8 protein-coding genes are annotated in these 14,546 nt (G+C 62.5%); 1 reads left to right on the top strand and 7 read right to left on the bottom strand.

Features of this window, described 5'->3' with window-relative positions; translation table 11 throughout:
- Positions 1–703 precede the first annotated feature (703 nt).
- Positions 704–2,707, top strand: coding sequence for an RNA polymerase sigma factor RpoD (gene rpoD / locus KHO23_RS31940; RefSeq protein WP_211616669.1), 2,004 nt, complete (start codon positions 704–706; stop codon positions 2,705–2,707).
- A gap of 170 nt (positions 2,708–2,877) precedes the next feature.
- Here rpoD and KHO23_RS31935 read toward each other — a convergent pair whose 3' ends face one another.
- From KHO23_RS31935 to KHO23_RS31905, 7 genes are all read right to left on the bottom strand, one after another.
- Positions 2,878–3,912 carry a M48 family metallopeptidase gene (locus KHO23_RS31935; RefSeq protein WP_211616667.1) on the bottom strand — a complete coding sequence of 345 codons (1,035 nt, stop codon included), beginning with the start codon at positions 3,910–3,912 and terminating at the stop codon, positions 2,878–2,880.
- Between the two features lie 7 nt (positions 3,913–3,919).
- On the bottom strand, positions 3,920–5,026 hold the full coding sequence (locus tag KHO23_RS31930; RefSeq protein ID WP_211616666.1) for a YjgN family protein: 1,107 nt from the start codon (positions 5,024–5,026) through the stop codon (positions 3,920–3,922).
- A gap of 296 nt (positions 5,027–5,322) precedes the next feature.
- On the bottom strand, positions 5,323–6,120 hold the full coding sequence (locus KHO23_RS31925) for a YfaP family protein (RefSeq protein ID WP_211616664.1): 798 nt from the start codon (positions 6,118–6,120) through the stop codon (positions 5,323–5,325).
- 22 nt (positions 6,121–6,142) lie between these two features.
- Complete coding sequence (locus KHO23_RS31920) at positions 6,143–6,916, bottom strand: YfaP family protein (protein WP_211616662.1); 774 nt, start codon at positions 6,914–6,916, stop codon at positions 6,143–6,145.
- A gap of 185 nt (positions 6,917–7,101) precedes the next feature.
- On the bottom strand, positions 7,102–9,009 hold the full coding sequence (locus KHO23_RS31915; protein WP_236067073.1) for a DUF2300 domain-containing protein: 1,908 nt from the start codon (positions 9,007–9,009) through the stop codon (positions 7,102–7,104).
- Positions 9,010–9,020: 11 nt separating this feature from the next.
- Entirely contained in the window at positions 9,021–13,814 is a 4,794-nt protein-coding gene (locus KHO23_RS31910) for an alpha-2-macroglobulin family protein (RefSeq protein WP_211616660.1), read from the bottom strand.
- Complete coding sequence (locus tag KHO23_RS31905) at positions 13,811–14,539, bottom strand: DUF1175 domain-containing protein (protein WP_236067076.1); 729 nt, start codon at positions 14,537–14,539, stop codon at positions 13,811–13,813. The genes KHO23_RS31910 and KHO23_RS31905 overlap by 4 nt, the downstream gene beginning before the upstream one ends.
- Positions 14,540–14,546 lie beyond the last annotated feature (7 nt).

Genomic DNA, 14,546 nt, shown 5'->3' with positions numbered 1-14,546 from the left:
TTTAATACTAGTGTGAGACTTGATACTTTCGCTTATGCCAGATCCCGAAGAACCTGGCTCGCGTCGCGCATCAAGCGCCCACACTTATCGGCTGTTAATTTTTAAAGATCGCTTACGCATTCACCACCAAAACCGCACCAGACTTCCAGCTACCCGGCACCGCTTCGTTCTGCGTCGCTGCATCAGCAGCAGAGAAACGAGATTATGGAGAACGATCGGCATGTCGTCAACCCCCTCTTGTGAATTTTCTTTTGGGCAAGTGCGAATCAGCGCCAGAACTTGCGTCTCCGCATAGCGCCCCTATATATGGCAAGGCAGCAGATTACGAGTACGTCGTGTGACGGCGCACGAGTTCATCTATATAGTAGGTAGTAGGAAGCATGTCGTGAGGCGCGGTGAACTGCCAACGCGCCGCCCGTGACGAGCATCCGCCCTATGGCCAGCGGGGCGCGAACGGGCCTGCAACAGGAGCGCACAACAAAAGGTGCACTCACAATGAGCGCGAAGGCGCAAGCTCGTATATACTACGAGCCGCGCGAATTTCGCACATTTCTATCGGCCCGCTTCGAGCGGGCTCATCTTTTTTGCTCCCCAGAGCACAGCCAAACAACCGCGTTGAGTCACTCAGGTGATGTTGAGCCATGCTCGAAACGCCTGACGGTAGCGTCTTGCGTCTCATAGCGAAGTCTCTAGAGGAGAATACGTGAACCCTTTTGATCGCGAAGATTCGCAACACGAAACTGCCGGATACACCGCCAAGGCGCCCGCTGGCCGTACAGCCAAGGGCAAAGGCGCAGGCAAAGCGATCCCCGTCGCGGCTGAACTGCCGCCGCAACAAGCCGAAGAGCGCCAGCGCCAGATGCGCGCGCTGATCCAGCTGGGCAAGGAGCAAGGCTACCTGACCCACGCGCAGATCAACGACCACCTGCCCGACAACTTCGCGCAGACGGCGGCGATCGACAGCATCGTTAGCGCCTTCAACGACATGGGCGTGCAGGTCTATGAGCAGGCTCCGGATGCGGAAACCCTGCTGCTCAACTCGAACACCCCGGCTGTGGTGTCGGACGATCAGGCAGACGAGGAAACCGAGGTCGCGCTGTCGACCGTCGATTCCGAGTTCGGCCGTACGACCGACCCGGTGCGCATGTACATGCGCGAAATGGGCGCAACCGAGCTGCTGACGCGCGCGGGCGAAATCGCGATTGCGAAACGCATTGAAGACGGTCTTCACGAAATGGTGCAGGCGATTGCCGCATGCCCGCTCGCGATCTCCGCCATTCTGGCGAGCGCCCAACAGGTCGCGGACGGCGAACTGCGGATCGACGAACTGGTCGACGGTCTGAATGAAGACACGGCCGCCGCGGAAGAAGCCAACGCGAGCGCGGACGCCGCAGCGGACGTCGACGCCGACGCGACCGACGATGACGACAGCGATAGCGAAGAAGACGACGACGCCGGTCCGGCCGACTCCTCGGCAGCGGACGAAGCACGTCTGAAACAACTCACGAGCGACTGTCTGGAAATCTTCGCCCAGGTCGGCATTCTGTCCGACCAGCAGAACGCCTCGCACACACGCGGCGACGTCAGCTCGAAGGCATACCTGCGCGCCCGCGAAGAGATCCAGCAGCACCTCGCCAAGATCCGCTTCACGGCACGCACCATCGACCGCCTGTGCGGCGACGTGCAACACCAGGTCGCGCAGGTTCGCGCGATCGAGCGCAACATCCTGCAAATCGTCGTAACGAAGAGCGGCATGCCGCGCGAGCAGTTCATCGAATCGTTCAAGGGCCACGAGGCCGACCTCGGTTGGACCGAGCGTGCCGCGCGCGGCTCGTCGTCATTCGGTGCGGCGCTGGAGCGCCATCTGCCGGCCATCCAGTCGGAACAGCAAAAGCTGATCGACATCGAAGCCACCGTTTCGCTGCCGCTCAAGCATCTGAAAGAGATCAATCGTCAGATGGTCGCGGCCGAGTCGAAGATGCGCAAGGCCAAGAGCGAGATGATCGAGGCGAATCTGCGTCTCGTGATCTCGATCGCGAAGAAGTACGTGAACCGCGGCATGCTGTTCCTCGACCTGATCCAGGAAGGCAACATTGGTCTGATGAAGGCGGTGGACAAGTTTGAATACCGCCGCGGCTGGAAGTTTTCGACCTATGCAACGTGGTGGGTTCGCCAGGCTGTGACGCGCTCGCTCGCCGACCAGGCGCGCACGATTCGCGTGCCGGTGCACATGATCGAAACGATCAACAAGCTCAACCGCATTTCGCGCGAGATCCTGCAGCAGACCGGTCAGGAAGCCCATCCGTCGGTGCTGGCAGAACGCATGGAACTGTCGGAAGAGAAGGTGCGCGGCATTCTGAAGATCGCCAAGCAGCCGGTGTCGATGGAAACGCCGGTCGGCGACGACGGCGACGCCACGCTCGGCGACATGATCGAAGATTCGGCGGCTTCCTCGCCGGCTGACGCAGCGATGCAGGCCGACTTGCGCGCCGCCATCGACGACGCGCTCGACTCGCTGTCGCCGCGCGAAGCGAAGGTGCTGCGCATGCGCTACGGCATCAACACGAAGTCGGACCACACGCTCGAAGAAGTCGGCAAGCAGTTCGACGTCACGCGCGAGCGGATTCGTCAGATCGAGAGCAAGGCAATGCGCAAGCTCATGCATCCGAGCCGCGCAGACCGTCTGAAGTCGTTCCTCGACCGTTAATCAAGCTGTTACGCTTGCCGTGTGTCATGCACGGCAAGCGCCTCTCCCTCCCGCCCCCTCCCAATTGTCCACAGAAATTGTTTGCAAGCCTGTGGATATCCTGAGCAAGAGTCACCCAAGTCGTTGAGTCTATTGGCTTTCAGACCAGCGCTTCCAACAGATCGCGCGGCCTACGGCTTTCCGCACATCGCCTGAATTGCCGCCCATTGCTGCGCCGTCAACGCGCTGTCGCCGAGTGACGATCCTTGACTCCGATTTTCCCGGTCGATCGTACGCGGATGATCCGACAGGAATTCAATCGCACGACTAGCGCTGCCGCTACGTTTTTCGGTCAATGCAAAAAATGCGGCAAGCCCATCACTGCGCAATCCGCTCGCTTGCAGATAGGCAACGCCGTTCGCGTCGGCGAGTCGCTCCATATCGCGGCTATACGACAAACCCACCAATCGCCCTGCCAGCGAAGACACGTCTGCAAAACCAAGATTGATGCCGAACATCGTGCTGATCACGCTGATACCGGCGCCGCGAAACAACGCGGTCAACGGATCGCGCCGTGCGATATGTCCGGTCTCGTGTGCCATCACGCCGGCCAGTTGATCAGGATTGCCAACCTGTTCGAACAGGCCCCGCATGATTATCATGCGGGCTCCCGGCAGCGTCAGCGCATTGACCGTCTTGCTGTCGATGACCACCACGCGTACCGGTTGCACTATCCCCGCCGCATGGGCCAACCGCGCTTCGAGTTGCTCGAGCGCGCGTTGTCCGTCGTCGCCGCGGCACACGCGATGTTTGCCGACCACGACCGACTCAACCATCTCGCCAAGCCGGTTTTCCGCGCTTCGCGGCACAAGCGCCGCGCCAACCGCGGGCAGTCGCGCGACGAGCACGAACGCAAGCGCCAGTGCCGCCACGCCGACCATGATCCAACCCAGATAATGCCGGCGCTGCATGCGCGGCACCGGCATTTGCACGGGCAGCGATAAGGCGTCGGTCAACACGCGGCCCAGCTCGCCTTTGCACGACAACGCGACTCTGCCTTCCGGGTCGGGCTCACCGACGATCAGCCGCGCACGCGGCCAAACCGCCAGCTCACCCTCAAGGCCGTCGATCGACAGAAACGCCTCGCTCCAGCGCAGCGTTGCCGCGTGAGCCGCGGCAACGCTGCCGTCGTAATAGCGTGTGCCGGTGGGAACAGGAGGTTCCAAAACCGCGTCAGAACGCGCCGCCATGATCGAGCAGGTTCAGCATGCCCTCGCCCGTGCGCGGCGGCGTCTGATCGCTTTGACCGAGCGTCTGCGGGTCGAGTTGACCGGACACCTGCAGCGTATCGGCAGCAAACCGCAAGACACGGTGCAACACGATCGGCAGCCCCAGACCCAGCGTGAAAACGATGATCGCCAGATTGCCCAGCATCATTCCGAGCAGACCCCGAGCGGTGATCCTGCTGCCGAAACGCAGTTGCGTGCCGAGCGTCGTATTGCCCATCACATGGCGTGTCACCAGCGCCAGATAGAAGCACTGGATCAGCAACGCGCCAACGATGAACAGGACATAAAAGAGGAACAGCGAACCGAAGGCGGCGAACGCAGCGGGATCATGGGCCTTCAGCGGCGCATGCCCGATGGGCAGCAGCGCCACGATGCTCTTGAGGAAAATGGCCCCGAGCACGACAAGCAGCGCAACGATGCCCAGAAAAGTACCGACGAACGCGCCATACAGCGCGCCTGCGCGGCCTTCAAAATGAAACGGCAGGCTGCCGAAACTGCTCGCGTTGATGCGGCGCTCCGCAAGACGCATGGACACCCACGGCACCATCTGTCCAAGCGTGACGATGCACAGCAGGCCATACAGCAGCACATACACGCCGTAGACCCACGATGAGCCGGTCATGCCCCCGCGAATCCCGCACCACTGGGTGCGGCTCAGGCGATAACGCTGCGCGCTGAAATACGCCCCCGCCGCGACCACTGCAATCACAACGTAGAGGACGATGATCGGCAAGACGGCCAGCGCCGCGCTCCCTGTGATTGCGCGCAGAATCCCGCTGAGAATGACTGCACCGACGATCGCTCCGAACATAATCGCAATCGCCAGCAGAAAACCTTTGAACAATTCGCCGCCGGTTCCGGTGTACTCAAAACGCTCACCTTGAAAGCGCATGCGCGACCAGATATATCGACGGTTATTGGTGGTGGCCCAAAAACGATAAATGCCAAGCGTGATGATCTGCAGCAACAGGTTCTTGATAAATATTCCGTAGAGCTCTCCAATCCTGCCGTCGTAGCTCAAAAGCGGCTGCTTCTGGTCGAGTGAGTCCATGTTTGCTTCCCCTAGCTGGCAAATATATGTTTTTGTGACCCGCGTGCGCGTAAGCGCATACGCGTTGCGGGCGGGTGGTCTTTCCCGTGCAAAACTGACTGAGGCTGGGCGAAAATTTGCAATCCGGCTCGCAAGCAGGAGCAAGCCGATAAGCGCGATGATTACACGCTTTTCTATATTTTTAAACAGACTTAAAACCTGACCAACCGCTCCCTCATTGAGCGAAAAGCCAGCCGGCAAACCCACTCATTTCGCATAGCTTTAAAAACGTCGAACGCCGTGACTCGCCAACCGCTTCAAGGCATCACAAACGTCTTCACGAGCGTCAGTTCGCCCGGCTTACGCATTGGCACCCGAATCGTTTCGCTCTTCTCGTTCGGCGTATTTTCGTTCGTGATGATCGTCACCTGAGCGACGGTGATATCGCTGCCGCTGTTTCCGTTGCCGTAGTAATTCACGTAGACCAGATACGTGCCCTTCAATGGCGCGGCCGACGAGTAGATCTCCGGCCCATAGCCGGTCGTCACATCCACGTCGAGCGCGCCGCCGTTCGGCGCAACGCGGTCCCCATACCAGGTATGCACCCCGTCAGGCGAGACCACGTGCAAGTCCAGATCGGTGCCATCGGTGTCCCACGCGAGCACGACGCGCAACTTCGGCTGCGTTTTGCCGCTGTACGCGTCGTAAAACTGCACGCGCTTGCGCGACCCATCCGGCGCCCGCAGTTCAACGCTGTTGCTGCCGGACGGAAACGCGTAAGGCCGCGAGAACTTGCCGTCCTCCTCAACGCGCTGCGGCAACGGCGTACCGTCGACCACCAGCGTGCCTACCGTCGTGCCCTTCTTCTTCGGGGCGTTACGGATCTGCCCTTCGATCAGCGCGAACTTCGACTGGCCTTCCGGCGTCGACACCGACACCGCCGGGTAATGTACATCCTGCGTATAGCGCTCGCTGTCGCCCCTGGTGTTGCGCCAGCCGTTCAGCGGTGCGGCGAAGTCGATATCGCTCGCGTGCGCCGCCGGCGCAACCTGCAAACAGGCGAAAGCGAACACCATCCAGCCTGCCTTCACCCAACCCGTCGTCTTGAACTTCATTGTCACTGCTCCCATCCCGCTGTCAGAGTCGCTCGCTTTTCACGAGCAGCAGGTCGCCGATCTTGCGCAGCGGCACGACCCTCGTTTCACGCCGTTCGTTCGGCGTGTTTTCATTGAAGACCAGCGTCAACGTCGCGGTAATCACGTCGCGCTCGTGCGCGGCGGCGTCGAAGTTATAGCCGGTCGAATCGAAGTTGCCCCAGTAGTTCAGAAAGAACAGCCACGTACCGTGTTCGGGCGCCGCCGACGAAAATATCCCCGGACCCGCGCCGTCCACCGAATCGACGTCGAAGCCGCTGCCGTCTTCGAGCGTGGGATTGGCGAAGAAGGCGTGCAGACCGTCCGGCGTAATCACGTGCAGATCCACCTGTGCTTTCGGATCGTCCCATGTGACGATCGCGCGCAGCTTGGCCTGCGGCTTGCTGCGGTCGGCTTCATAGAACTGCATGCGCTGGCGCTGTTTGCCGTCCGCGGAAATCAATTCGATGCTGTTCGAGCCCGCGCCGAATGCCCACGGACGCGCGAATGCGCCTTCGTCGTCGGTGTAGAGCGGCGTCGGGTTGCCGTTGACGACCAGCGTGGGCGGCTTGCGCGCGTGTTTGTCGATGTGCTTCAGGCGCCCTTCGATCAGCGTGCGATAGCGTTGTGCGCCGCGGTCGACCGGCGGCCGGGGATACGCCGCGACGAAGTGCTCGCCTTCGTTTGTCAGACCGCTGTGGCGCCAGCCGCCGAACGCACCGGTGAGATCGGCAATCGCACCGTCACCGCCATCCGCGCCGGCTGCTTGTACGTTCATTGCCGTGGTTGCCGATAGCGTAGCCGCGATAAAGGCGACTCCCGTGCGAGATCGGACGCCGCGCATCAGCGGTGCGACACGCGGTGCCGAAAGCGGCGCAAAAAGCGATGCAATAAGCGGTGCCATAAGCGCTGCAATAAGCAGCGGCGCACGGAACATTTGCGAAGGCGGGCGCGAGACCGTGTTCATTGGATGGGATTGTCGGTACGGATCAACGTGCGCGCGGTACGTTCGACGAACGCTTCATCAAGGCCACGCGGATGATGCTGAAACGCGAGGTGGATATATTCATGCGCCAGCGCGATGCGGTCTTCTTCTGTCTGCAAGCGATACACGTACACGCGATTGCGCTGCGCGTCGGCATAAGGCCGCCCTTCGCGCACCGCGCAGACGGCCGGCAAATCGGGCGTCTCATAGCCCGCCGCGCCGTCCATGCGCCGTGCCCATAACGGCGCGTTGCGCTGCAGCCATTGCTGCGCGCCGGCCACCTGGACGCAATCGCCGGACAATGGGCTCCCGAACGACGTCAAGGTCGCTTGCGGCCAGGTGCGCGAGAGAATGGCGTCGAACGTGAGACCGGTTTGCGCGGACGCCTTCGCGGCCAGCCAGCTCATCTGGCCAGGCGCGGCCTTGTCGTGGTGATACTGAACCGGCACGCCGGTGAGCACCAGCGCGTCGGTCAGATCGGCCGCACGGCGCGCGGCGGGGGTCGGCGCACGCGGCAGGACGCGCTGCGTGCTGCTGCTGTCGTCGATACGGAAACAGCCGTGATCGTGATTGCCATGCTGCACGACGTAAGTCCGTGCCGCCACGGCCAACGCTTTCGCCGCTTCCGGCTGGCTCGTGTCGCCTTCCCGCTCGACCACCCGCGCGACGTAGTCGTTCATGCCGAAGCGCCCGACCACTTGTGGCGCCCCTGCGTCGTCGCGATCGAGCCGCAGTTCACCGCGGCTTTCCACCCGCGCCCAGTTACCGTTGACGAAGCCGATCCGGAAATCGCCCCGCAGCGGGCCGTCTGGCACCGCTGCCGGCCCCTTGTCGCCGAGCACCTGACGAATCGGATAGCGACTGAAGAAATCGACCAGTACGCACGCGTTGTCGTCGGGCACGGCGACTTGCGTGAGCAACGGCGCGATGCGCGGCGCGGCGTCCGCCAGCACGCGCGCGCTACCGCCGGGGCCGCCCAGCCACACCGGCGTGCCGTCGGCAAGCCAGCCTGCCGCACCGCCGATCGAGGCGCCAGGACGCGCCGGGTCCGGCATGGTCCAGGTTTTGGCTCGCAGCACGCTGCCGTAGAGCGATACGGTGCCCTCACCGCGTCCGCTGGTCAGCACTGACACCAGCGTGCTCGCCGCCGCCTCGCGCGGCCGTGCCGGCATCGACTGCAATGCGGCGAGCAAGTCGGTCACCGGCACGCGCCGCGTCGGCGTCATCGTGTGGAGGTCGCGCAGCCAGGCGGGCGCATGCGCGGCCGTCCAGTACTTGCGCCAATCGGCGGGATCGAGTTGCAGGCGCGCGGGTTCGAAAAAGCGTCCGCAGGATTGCACCAGCGCATGTTCACGGTCGATGTGGCCGCCCGTCATGCAGCAATACACTTCTTCAGGATCGCCGCCGCTGCAGGTGTAGTCCGGCGTCGCGATATTGCGATCGACCAGATAGCCGTAGACGAACAGCTTCCACACGCTGCCGAGCGGCGTTTCCAATGTCGCCGGTAAGGGGCGTGCGGACTGAGGCGTAATGCCATCGCCGGCACCCTGAGCATTGAACTGCCACAACTGCGATTGGCCGTCGTGCAACCAGGCGAAGCGCAGCAATTGCGCCGAGGGCTCGGCTGACGGCAAGCCTGGCGATGCGATTGACGTCGACTTTGGCAATGAACTTGGCGACGACTGTGACGGCACATTTAGCGATAAGTTCGGCGCCGATCTCGATGATGCGATCGGCGACGAGCTTGCCGCAGCCGCTGGAGAAGCAGTCGACAACGCAGCAGCAGCAGCCCCCGCACCACTAAAAACACACCCCGCTCCCGCCACGAGTGCGACCCGCAGCGTAGCTACCAGACGATCGCGCGGGTGCCGGAGAGCGGAAAACATAACAGTCTCGCTTAATGAATACGCAGGGACGTCACGCGATCGCTCTTGCCGCCTTCGAACGCCTTGGCGTCCGGCTGATACATGCGGAAGTAGCGAGCCGGCGGCAACGCGAACGTGCCCGGCAACGCAAAGCGCACCAGTTGCCGCAGCGTCACCGGACGGTCGAGCAAGGGCACCGGCTGGTGATAGGCCAACTCGCCCATCTCATACGACGCAGCGCGCGCGAACGGCTGCGGACCGCTTGTCCCTTCTTTCGCGCCCGGCAAACCGTCGATCGACACACCCCAGCTAGTCGCCTCGACATCGCCGCCCGGCGGCAGCGGCACGTCGAGCAGACCGTAGTGGTATGCATTGCCGGAGCGCGGCGTGAGCGTGACTTCGTCGACGTACAGCGCATTGCTGTCGATTGCATCACCCTGCTTGACGAGACGTGCGGTAAATGCCGAGCGGCCCAGCTGGCTCTCGGCGCCCCCCGCCTTCTTCGGATCGACCTTCACTTCGAGCGGCTCCAGCTTGTAGAAACGGCGTTCGACGGTGATGTTCAGACGGCTATCCTCGCTCGTATGGCTGCGGAACGAGACCAGCGCGTTGACGTCGGTGCGCGCGGCGCCTGCATCGAGTGTGGTTGGCAAGCCAGCACCCGTCCACTTCCAGAGCGGCGTGCCGGTCGGCGTCACAGCGCGCGTCCAACCCGCGCCTTGCAGCGATGGCAACGAAGCCGGCGCCGCGTCGCCGCCGAGCGCCTTACGCACCCACAGCAATGTCAGCGCGCGATCGAGCGTCGGGTAGTCTGCGCTGCTCTTCGCGAGCAAGGCCGATGCATCGACCGCCGTGCCACCGTCGCCACCTGTCATATAAAGCAGGCTCTGTACGAGCGGTGCGGGATCGCTGGCCAAGGCCGTACGCGCGGTGCTCGCCGCAGCATCGAAGCCATCCGGCAGTTGAGCACTCGCGCTGCGCGCCATGTTAGCGATCAGCAACGTCGCCATCTGTTTGCCACGCAGCGAATCGGCTTGCGCGAACACGATGCTGTCCGACGCGCCATACGTGCCATTTCGAGCAGACGTAGACGCCTTGCCCGAAGCCGCTGCATCGCTCACCAAGTCCGCCGCGACGCCCGCAACCGGCGTCGCGACCGGCAAGCCCATCTGCTGCATGAACCACAGCGCCAGCGCGCGATGCAACAGCGGCTCTTTCGCACCGGCATCGCGATAGACGTCCATTGCGTGCTGCCAGTTGTCCGCGGGCAGCGTAATGCCGAGACTACGGCTCGCGAGCCAGTCCGCGTAGTACGCGTAGGCGGTAATCAGCGAACTGCCGCCGGTCGTATCGCCCCACCAGCCGAACGTGCCGCCGACACCCGCGAGCATCGCCAGACGTTGCCGCTGATTGCGCAACAGCGCTTCGAGCCCCTGCGTCGAATTCGAATTGTCGCTGCGGCCGATCGCATCGTGGGCGAGCGCCAAAGGAATCAGGCGGCTCGATGTCTGTTCGGCGCAACCGTATGGATAGTTGATCAGATCGTCGGCGACGCGCGCGAATTGGCTCGCGGCACTGCCGATGAACCGCACGCTGACGTCCTGCGCATCTTGCGGCAGATTGAGCGGCTTGTTCGCGCCGTCGAGCGCCACCGTATTCTGATGCAGATCGAGCCAGCCGCTCGCATCGAGATGGATGGTGGTCTGCAAGCGATCCACATCCTTACCGGCGCGGCGCAAGGTCGCGTTGATCACACCCGCCTTCAGCGCGCCCGTCGGCAGACGCAGATAGTTGGCGCCGCGCTTGAGCGTGACCTTCTGGTTCAACGAGAGACCGCCGCCGTCGACCACCCACTCGGCCTCCATATCGGCGTCGGTCTGATTGAAGGCGATCATGTCGATGGCTGGCTGATCGTTGACGCGGAAATGCGAAGGCCCGCTCCACTTGAGATACAGCGCCTTGTCCGAGCGCACGTAGGCGGTGCGTTGACCGACCATGCCGTCCGGCGCCGCCGCGCGCACGGTGACGCGCCAGCGGGCCAGCGAATCCGGCATCTTGAAGGTCATGGTGGCGTGGCCGTTCGCGTCGGTCTTCAGCGAGCCTTCCCACGCTGCCGTGTCCTGATCGTCACGACGTGGCCGTTCGAGCACCTTCACGCCGCGCTCGTTGTAGTTCGCGCGTTGCGGGCCGCCCGGTGCGCCCTTCAACGGTGAGCGCGCAAGGTCGTACGTAATGAACGAGAGACTCGACGACGTCCGCACGTTGTTGCGGCGCGGGTGATAGAAAAAGTCGACGATATTCGGCGCGATTTCCGGCTGCAACACGTAGACCATTTCATCGACCACGCTCACCGTCAGATTCGCCGCTTCCGGTTTGCCGTTCAGCGTGCTGTCGAAGTTCAGCGTGACCGTATCGCCCGGACCATACACCGGTTTGTCGCTCTTCACGTTCAATTCGATCTGCGGCTGCGCGACCACGATGCCCGCGTTCTGGAACACATATTCGCCGGCATGCACGTACAGCACCGAGAACGTCATGTTCGGCGCGAATTCTTGACCGACCTTGATGCGTGCTTTCCATTGCGAGGGGGCCACGCGTTGCAGTTGCAGCCAGTCGCCGCCTGCTGTCAGTAAAGCGCGATGTTCGACGTTGTCACGCTCGAGCGTCAGGAGTGCATCGTCGACCGGTATCGGGAAGGTGATCAACGCTTCGGCGGTATCGCCGATCTTGTACTTGTCGCGGTCGAATACGATCTCGACGCTGCCCGGAATCGCCTTCAGACCATCGCCCGCCACCCAGTGGCTCGCGGCGGCTAGCAGATTGCCGGTGTCGTCCTTGACGGACAGCATGTACGAACCCGGCTGGTCGAATTGCACCGGAAATGACAGCTTGCCGCCTGGCGTCGCACCTTTGAGTGTGCCTTCACCGTGCGTTTGCGATTCGAGGCGTGTCCATTCCCACCTGGCCAGCGCATGCGAAGACGGATCGATCGTGCCGAGCGCTTGCAGATCGAAATTGACCGCTTCCTTTGGCTGCGAAAACGACTTGGCAGACGATAGGCGATAAGGCGTCGCGCCGCGCGCGATCAGCACCTCACGCGTCACACGCACCTTGTAGGCCGCACCGTCCTGCGCGAACAGCGTCAACGCATAACGGCTCGGCTCTTTAGCGGCGGGCAGCGTGAGGTTCGCATTGCCGTCGCTATCGGTCGTGAGCTCCTGCTGTTCCAGCTTGACCGGAAACAACCCTGCGTAGCGCAGTTCACCGTCGACGATCGTCACTTTCTGCGCACGCAGCGTGACCGAGACCTTGCTGTCACGCACTGGCTTGCCGTCCGGATAGCGCAACTGGATCTTGCCCTTCAATTGCTCGCCGGTTGCGTAGTCGGCTTTATCCATCGACAGGTTGACGTCGAAATGCGGCTTCACATATTCGGCGACGCGAAATGCACTGCCGTATACATCGCCGTTGTAGTCGAAACGCAGCGTATAGCCGCCGGCGGTGGCATCGGCGGGAAGCGTGAAAGACGACTCCGCGCCCGTGTCGGAAGCGAAATGCACCTTGCTGGTCGCCACCGGCGAGCCGTTCGGATCGAGTACGTCGAGCTTGATATCGGCCTCGGCGGGCGCGGTGGATTGCGTCGCGTTCTGGAACGTGCGGCCGATGAATTTCACATGCACCGCGTCGCCCGGACGATACATCGGACGGTCGGTCACCGCATAGATCTTAGTGTTATAGATCTCGCTGTCGTAATAGAAATTCTCCGAGACGAACACGCCGCCTTGCGGATCGGTGCCAAGCACGTAACTGCGCTCGGGGCTCACGTGTTGCAGCATCAGTGCACCGTCGTTCCCGGTTGTGCCGCTTTGCAGCACGCCTACGCCGTCGGTCCAGTTCACGTCGGTATTCGCCACCGGCGTGCCGTTATCGCGCCGTGCGGTCCACACCAGCATGCCGCTCGACGCCGCTTTCACGACCGCAACCGTGTCCGACACAAACAGTAAGGTATGCGCACGATAATTGCCGATCACGGCCTCGACGATATACAACCCCGGTGGCAGCTTGCCGACCGGAATCATCACGTTGCCCGAACTCGCTTCGATAAAGTTACTGCTGCTGCCTTCGAGGTTCACGCCCTTCGGCGGCTCGATCACCTTCGCGTCCCAGATCGGATAGCGAAAGCGCGCGACCATGTCATAGCCTTTCAGCGGCGCGAATTGCGAGTTCTGCTGGAATTGCGTCGGCTTGCCAGTCTGTTCGCCGAGCTTGAATTGCGGTGCGGCTTGCGTTGCCTTGCTACGCGTCGCGAACGACAGCACGCGCTGCCAGGCGCGGCGTGCTTCGGTGAACCAACGGTCCCACAGATAGGCCAGCGTATTTGCGAGGCCTTCACCTTGATAATTCGGCGCGACGTTCAGGCGATGCAGATTCTTCTGCGCCTTCAAAAAGTCCAACGGTTTCGGTACGCGATACACAACGATGTCCGCACCGCCGTACGCTTGCAGCGCGTCCTTGAACTCGCGGCCGGGCGCTTCGAGACGCACCTGCGCCAACTGATCGCTGCCGAAGCTCGCATCCGAGAGCAGGAAGAATGGCTGGCCGTCGACCTTCTGCGAAGCGAAGTTGCTCGACGGCGCGGTTTGCAGCGTCGGGTTTGCGGCGATATTGGTATCGGCGGCGGTGCTCGATGCGTTGTCATCGGCATAGGCCGTTGGAGCGATGAGGAACGTCATGGCCGCGATAAGCGCGACCACGGTGAAGCCCACACGACGATGTAAGTTGCCGAGCCAGGCGCGCGACGCGGTGACGGAATTCATTCGGGTCATGGTGTCAGAAAGTCCAAACGAAACACGCCAACGAAATTCGGATTGCCGTCGAGCGGCTGCCAGCGGGAATCTTTCCATTGCATCAGGTCGGAGACGGCCACGGCGCGCAGACCGGTATCGGTCGGCGTAACGGTGCCTGTGTGATAAGCGATGTAGCGATCCAGCCAGATCATCAGATGCTGGTCGTCGCCCTGGTCGAAGAACAGCAGGTCACCGGGCAGCGCCTGATTCACGTCCTTCGAAACAAACCGGCTATTACGTTGAATCAGTGCGATCGCCGAGGCATATGCGCCGGTGGACCCGTCGAGCCGGGTCCAGCGATTCGCGATTCCGCGTTGCGATGCGGACAGTTGCAGTTCGGGCGGCATGCTGCTGGTGTCCGCGAGACTGGTCATGCCGTTGGCGCGCAGCCATTTGGTGTCATGCGGCTTGAGCGTCTCGCCGACGGCAAAGCGCACGAGACCCGCGCAATCGCGTTGCGTCCAGCGCGGCGTCGGGCCGCGACGCATTTGCTGGTCGACGATGCGCACGAACCAGGCGCGAAACGCGGCGGATTGCTGCGGCGAGAGCGCGTCGGGGTCCGGCGATGCGGTGGTGCTGCTGAGCGCATTCGCATAGGGTGCGAGGCTGGCCATCGCGAATGCGGAAGCCACGCGAGTAAGCCAGACACGGCGTGATGCGCAGGCCGTATGAGCCATTCGCGGCGTAGCACCCGTAGCGCCCATAGCTGTC

This window comes from Paraburkholderia haematera, assembly GCF_905220975.1.
GTDB classification, from domain to species: domain Bacteria; phylum Pseudomonadota; class Gammaproteobacteria; order Burkholderiales; family Burkholderiaceae; genus Paraburkholderia; species Paraburkholderia haematera.
The sequence above is the reverse complement of the archived record's forward strand: the minus strand, read 5'-3'. Positions and strand labels throughout refer to the sequence as shown.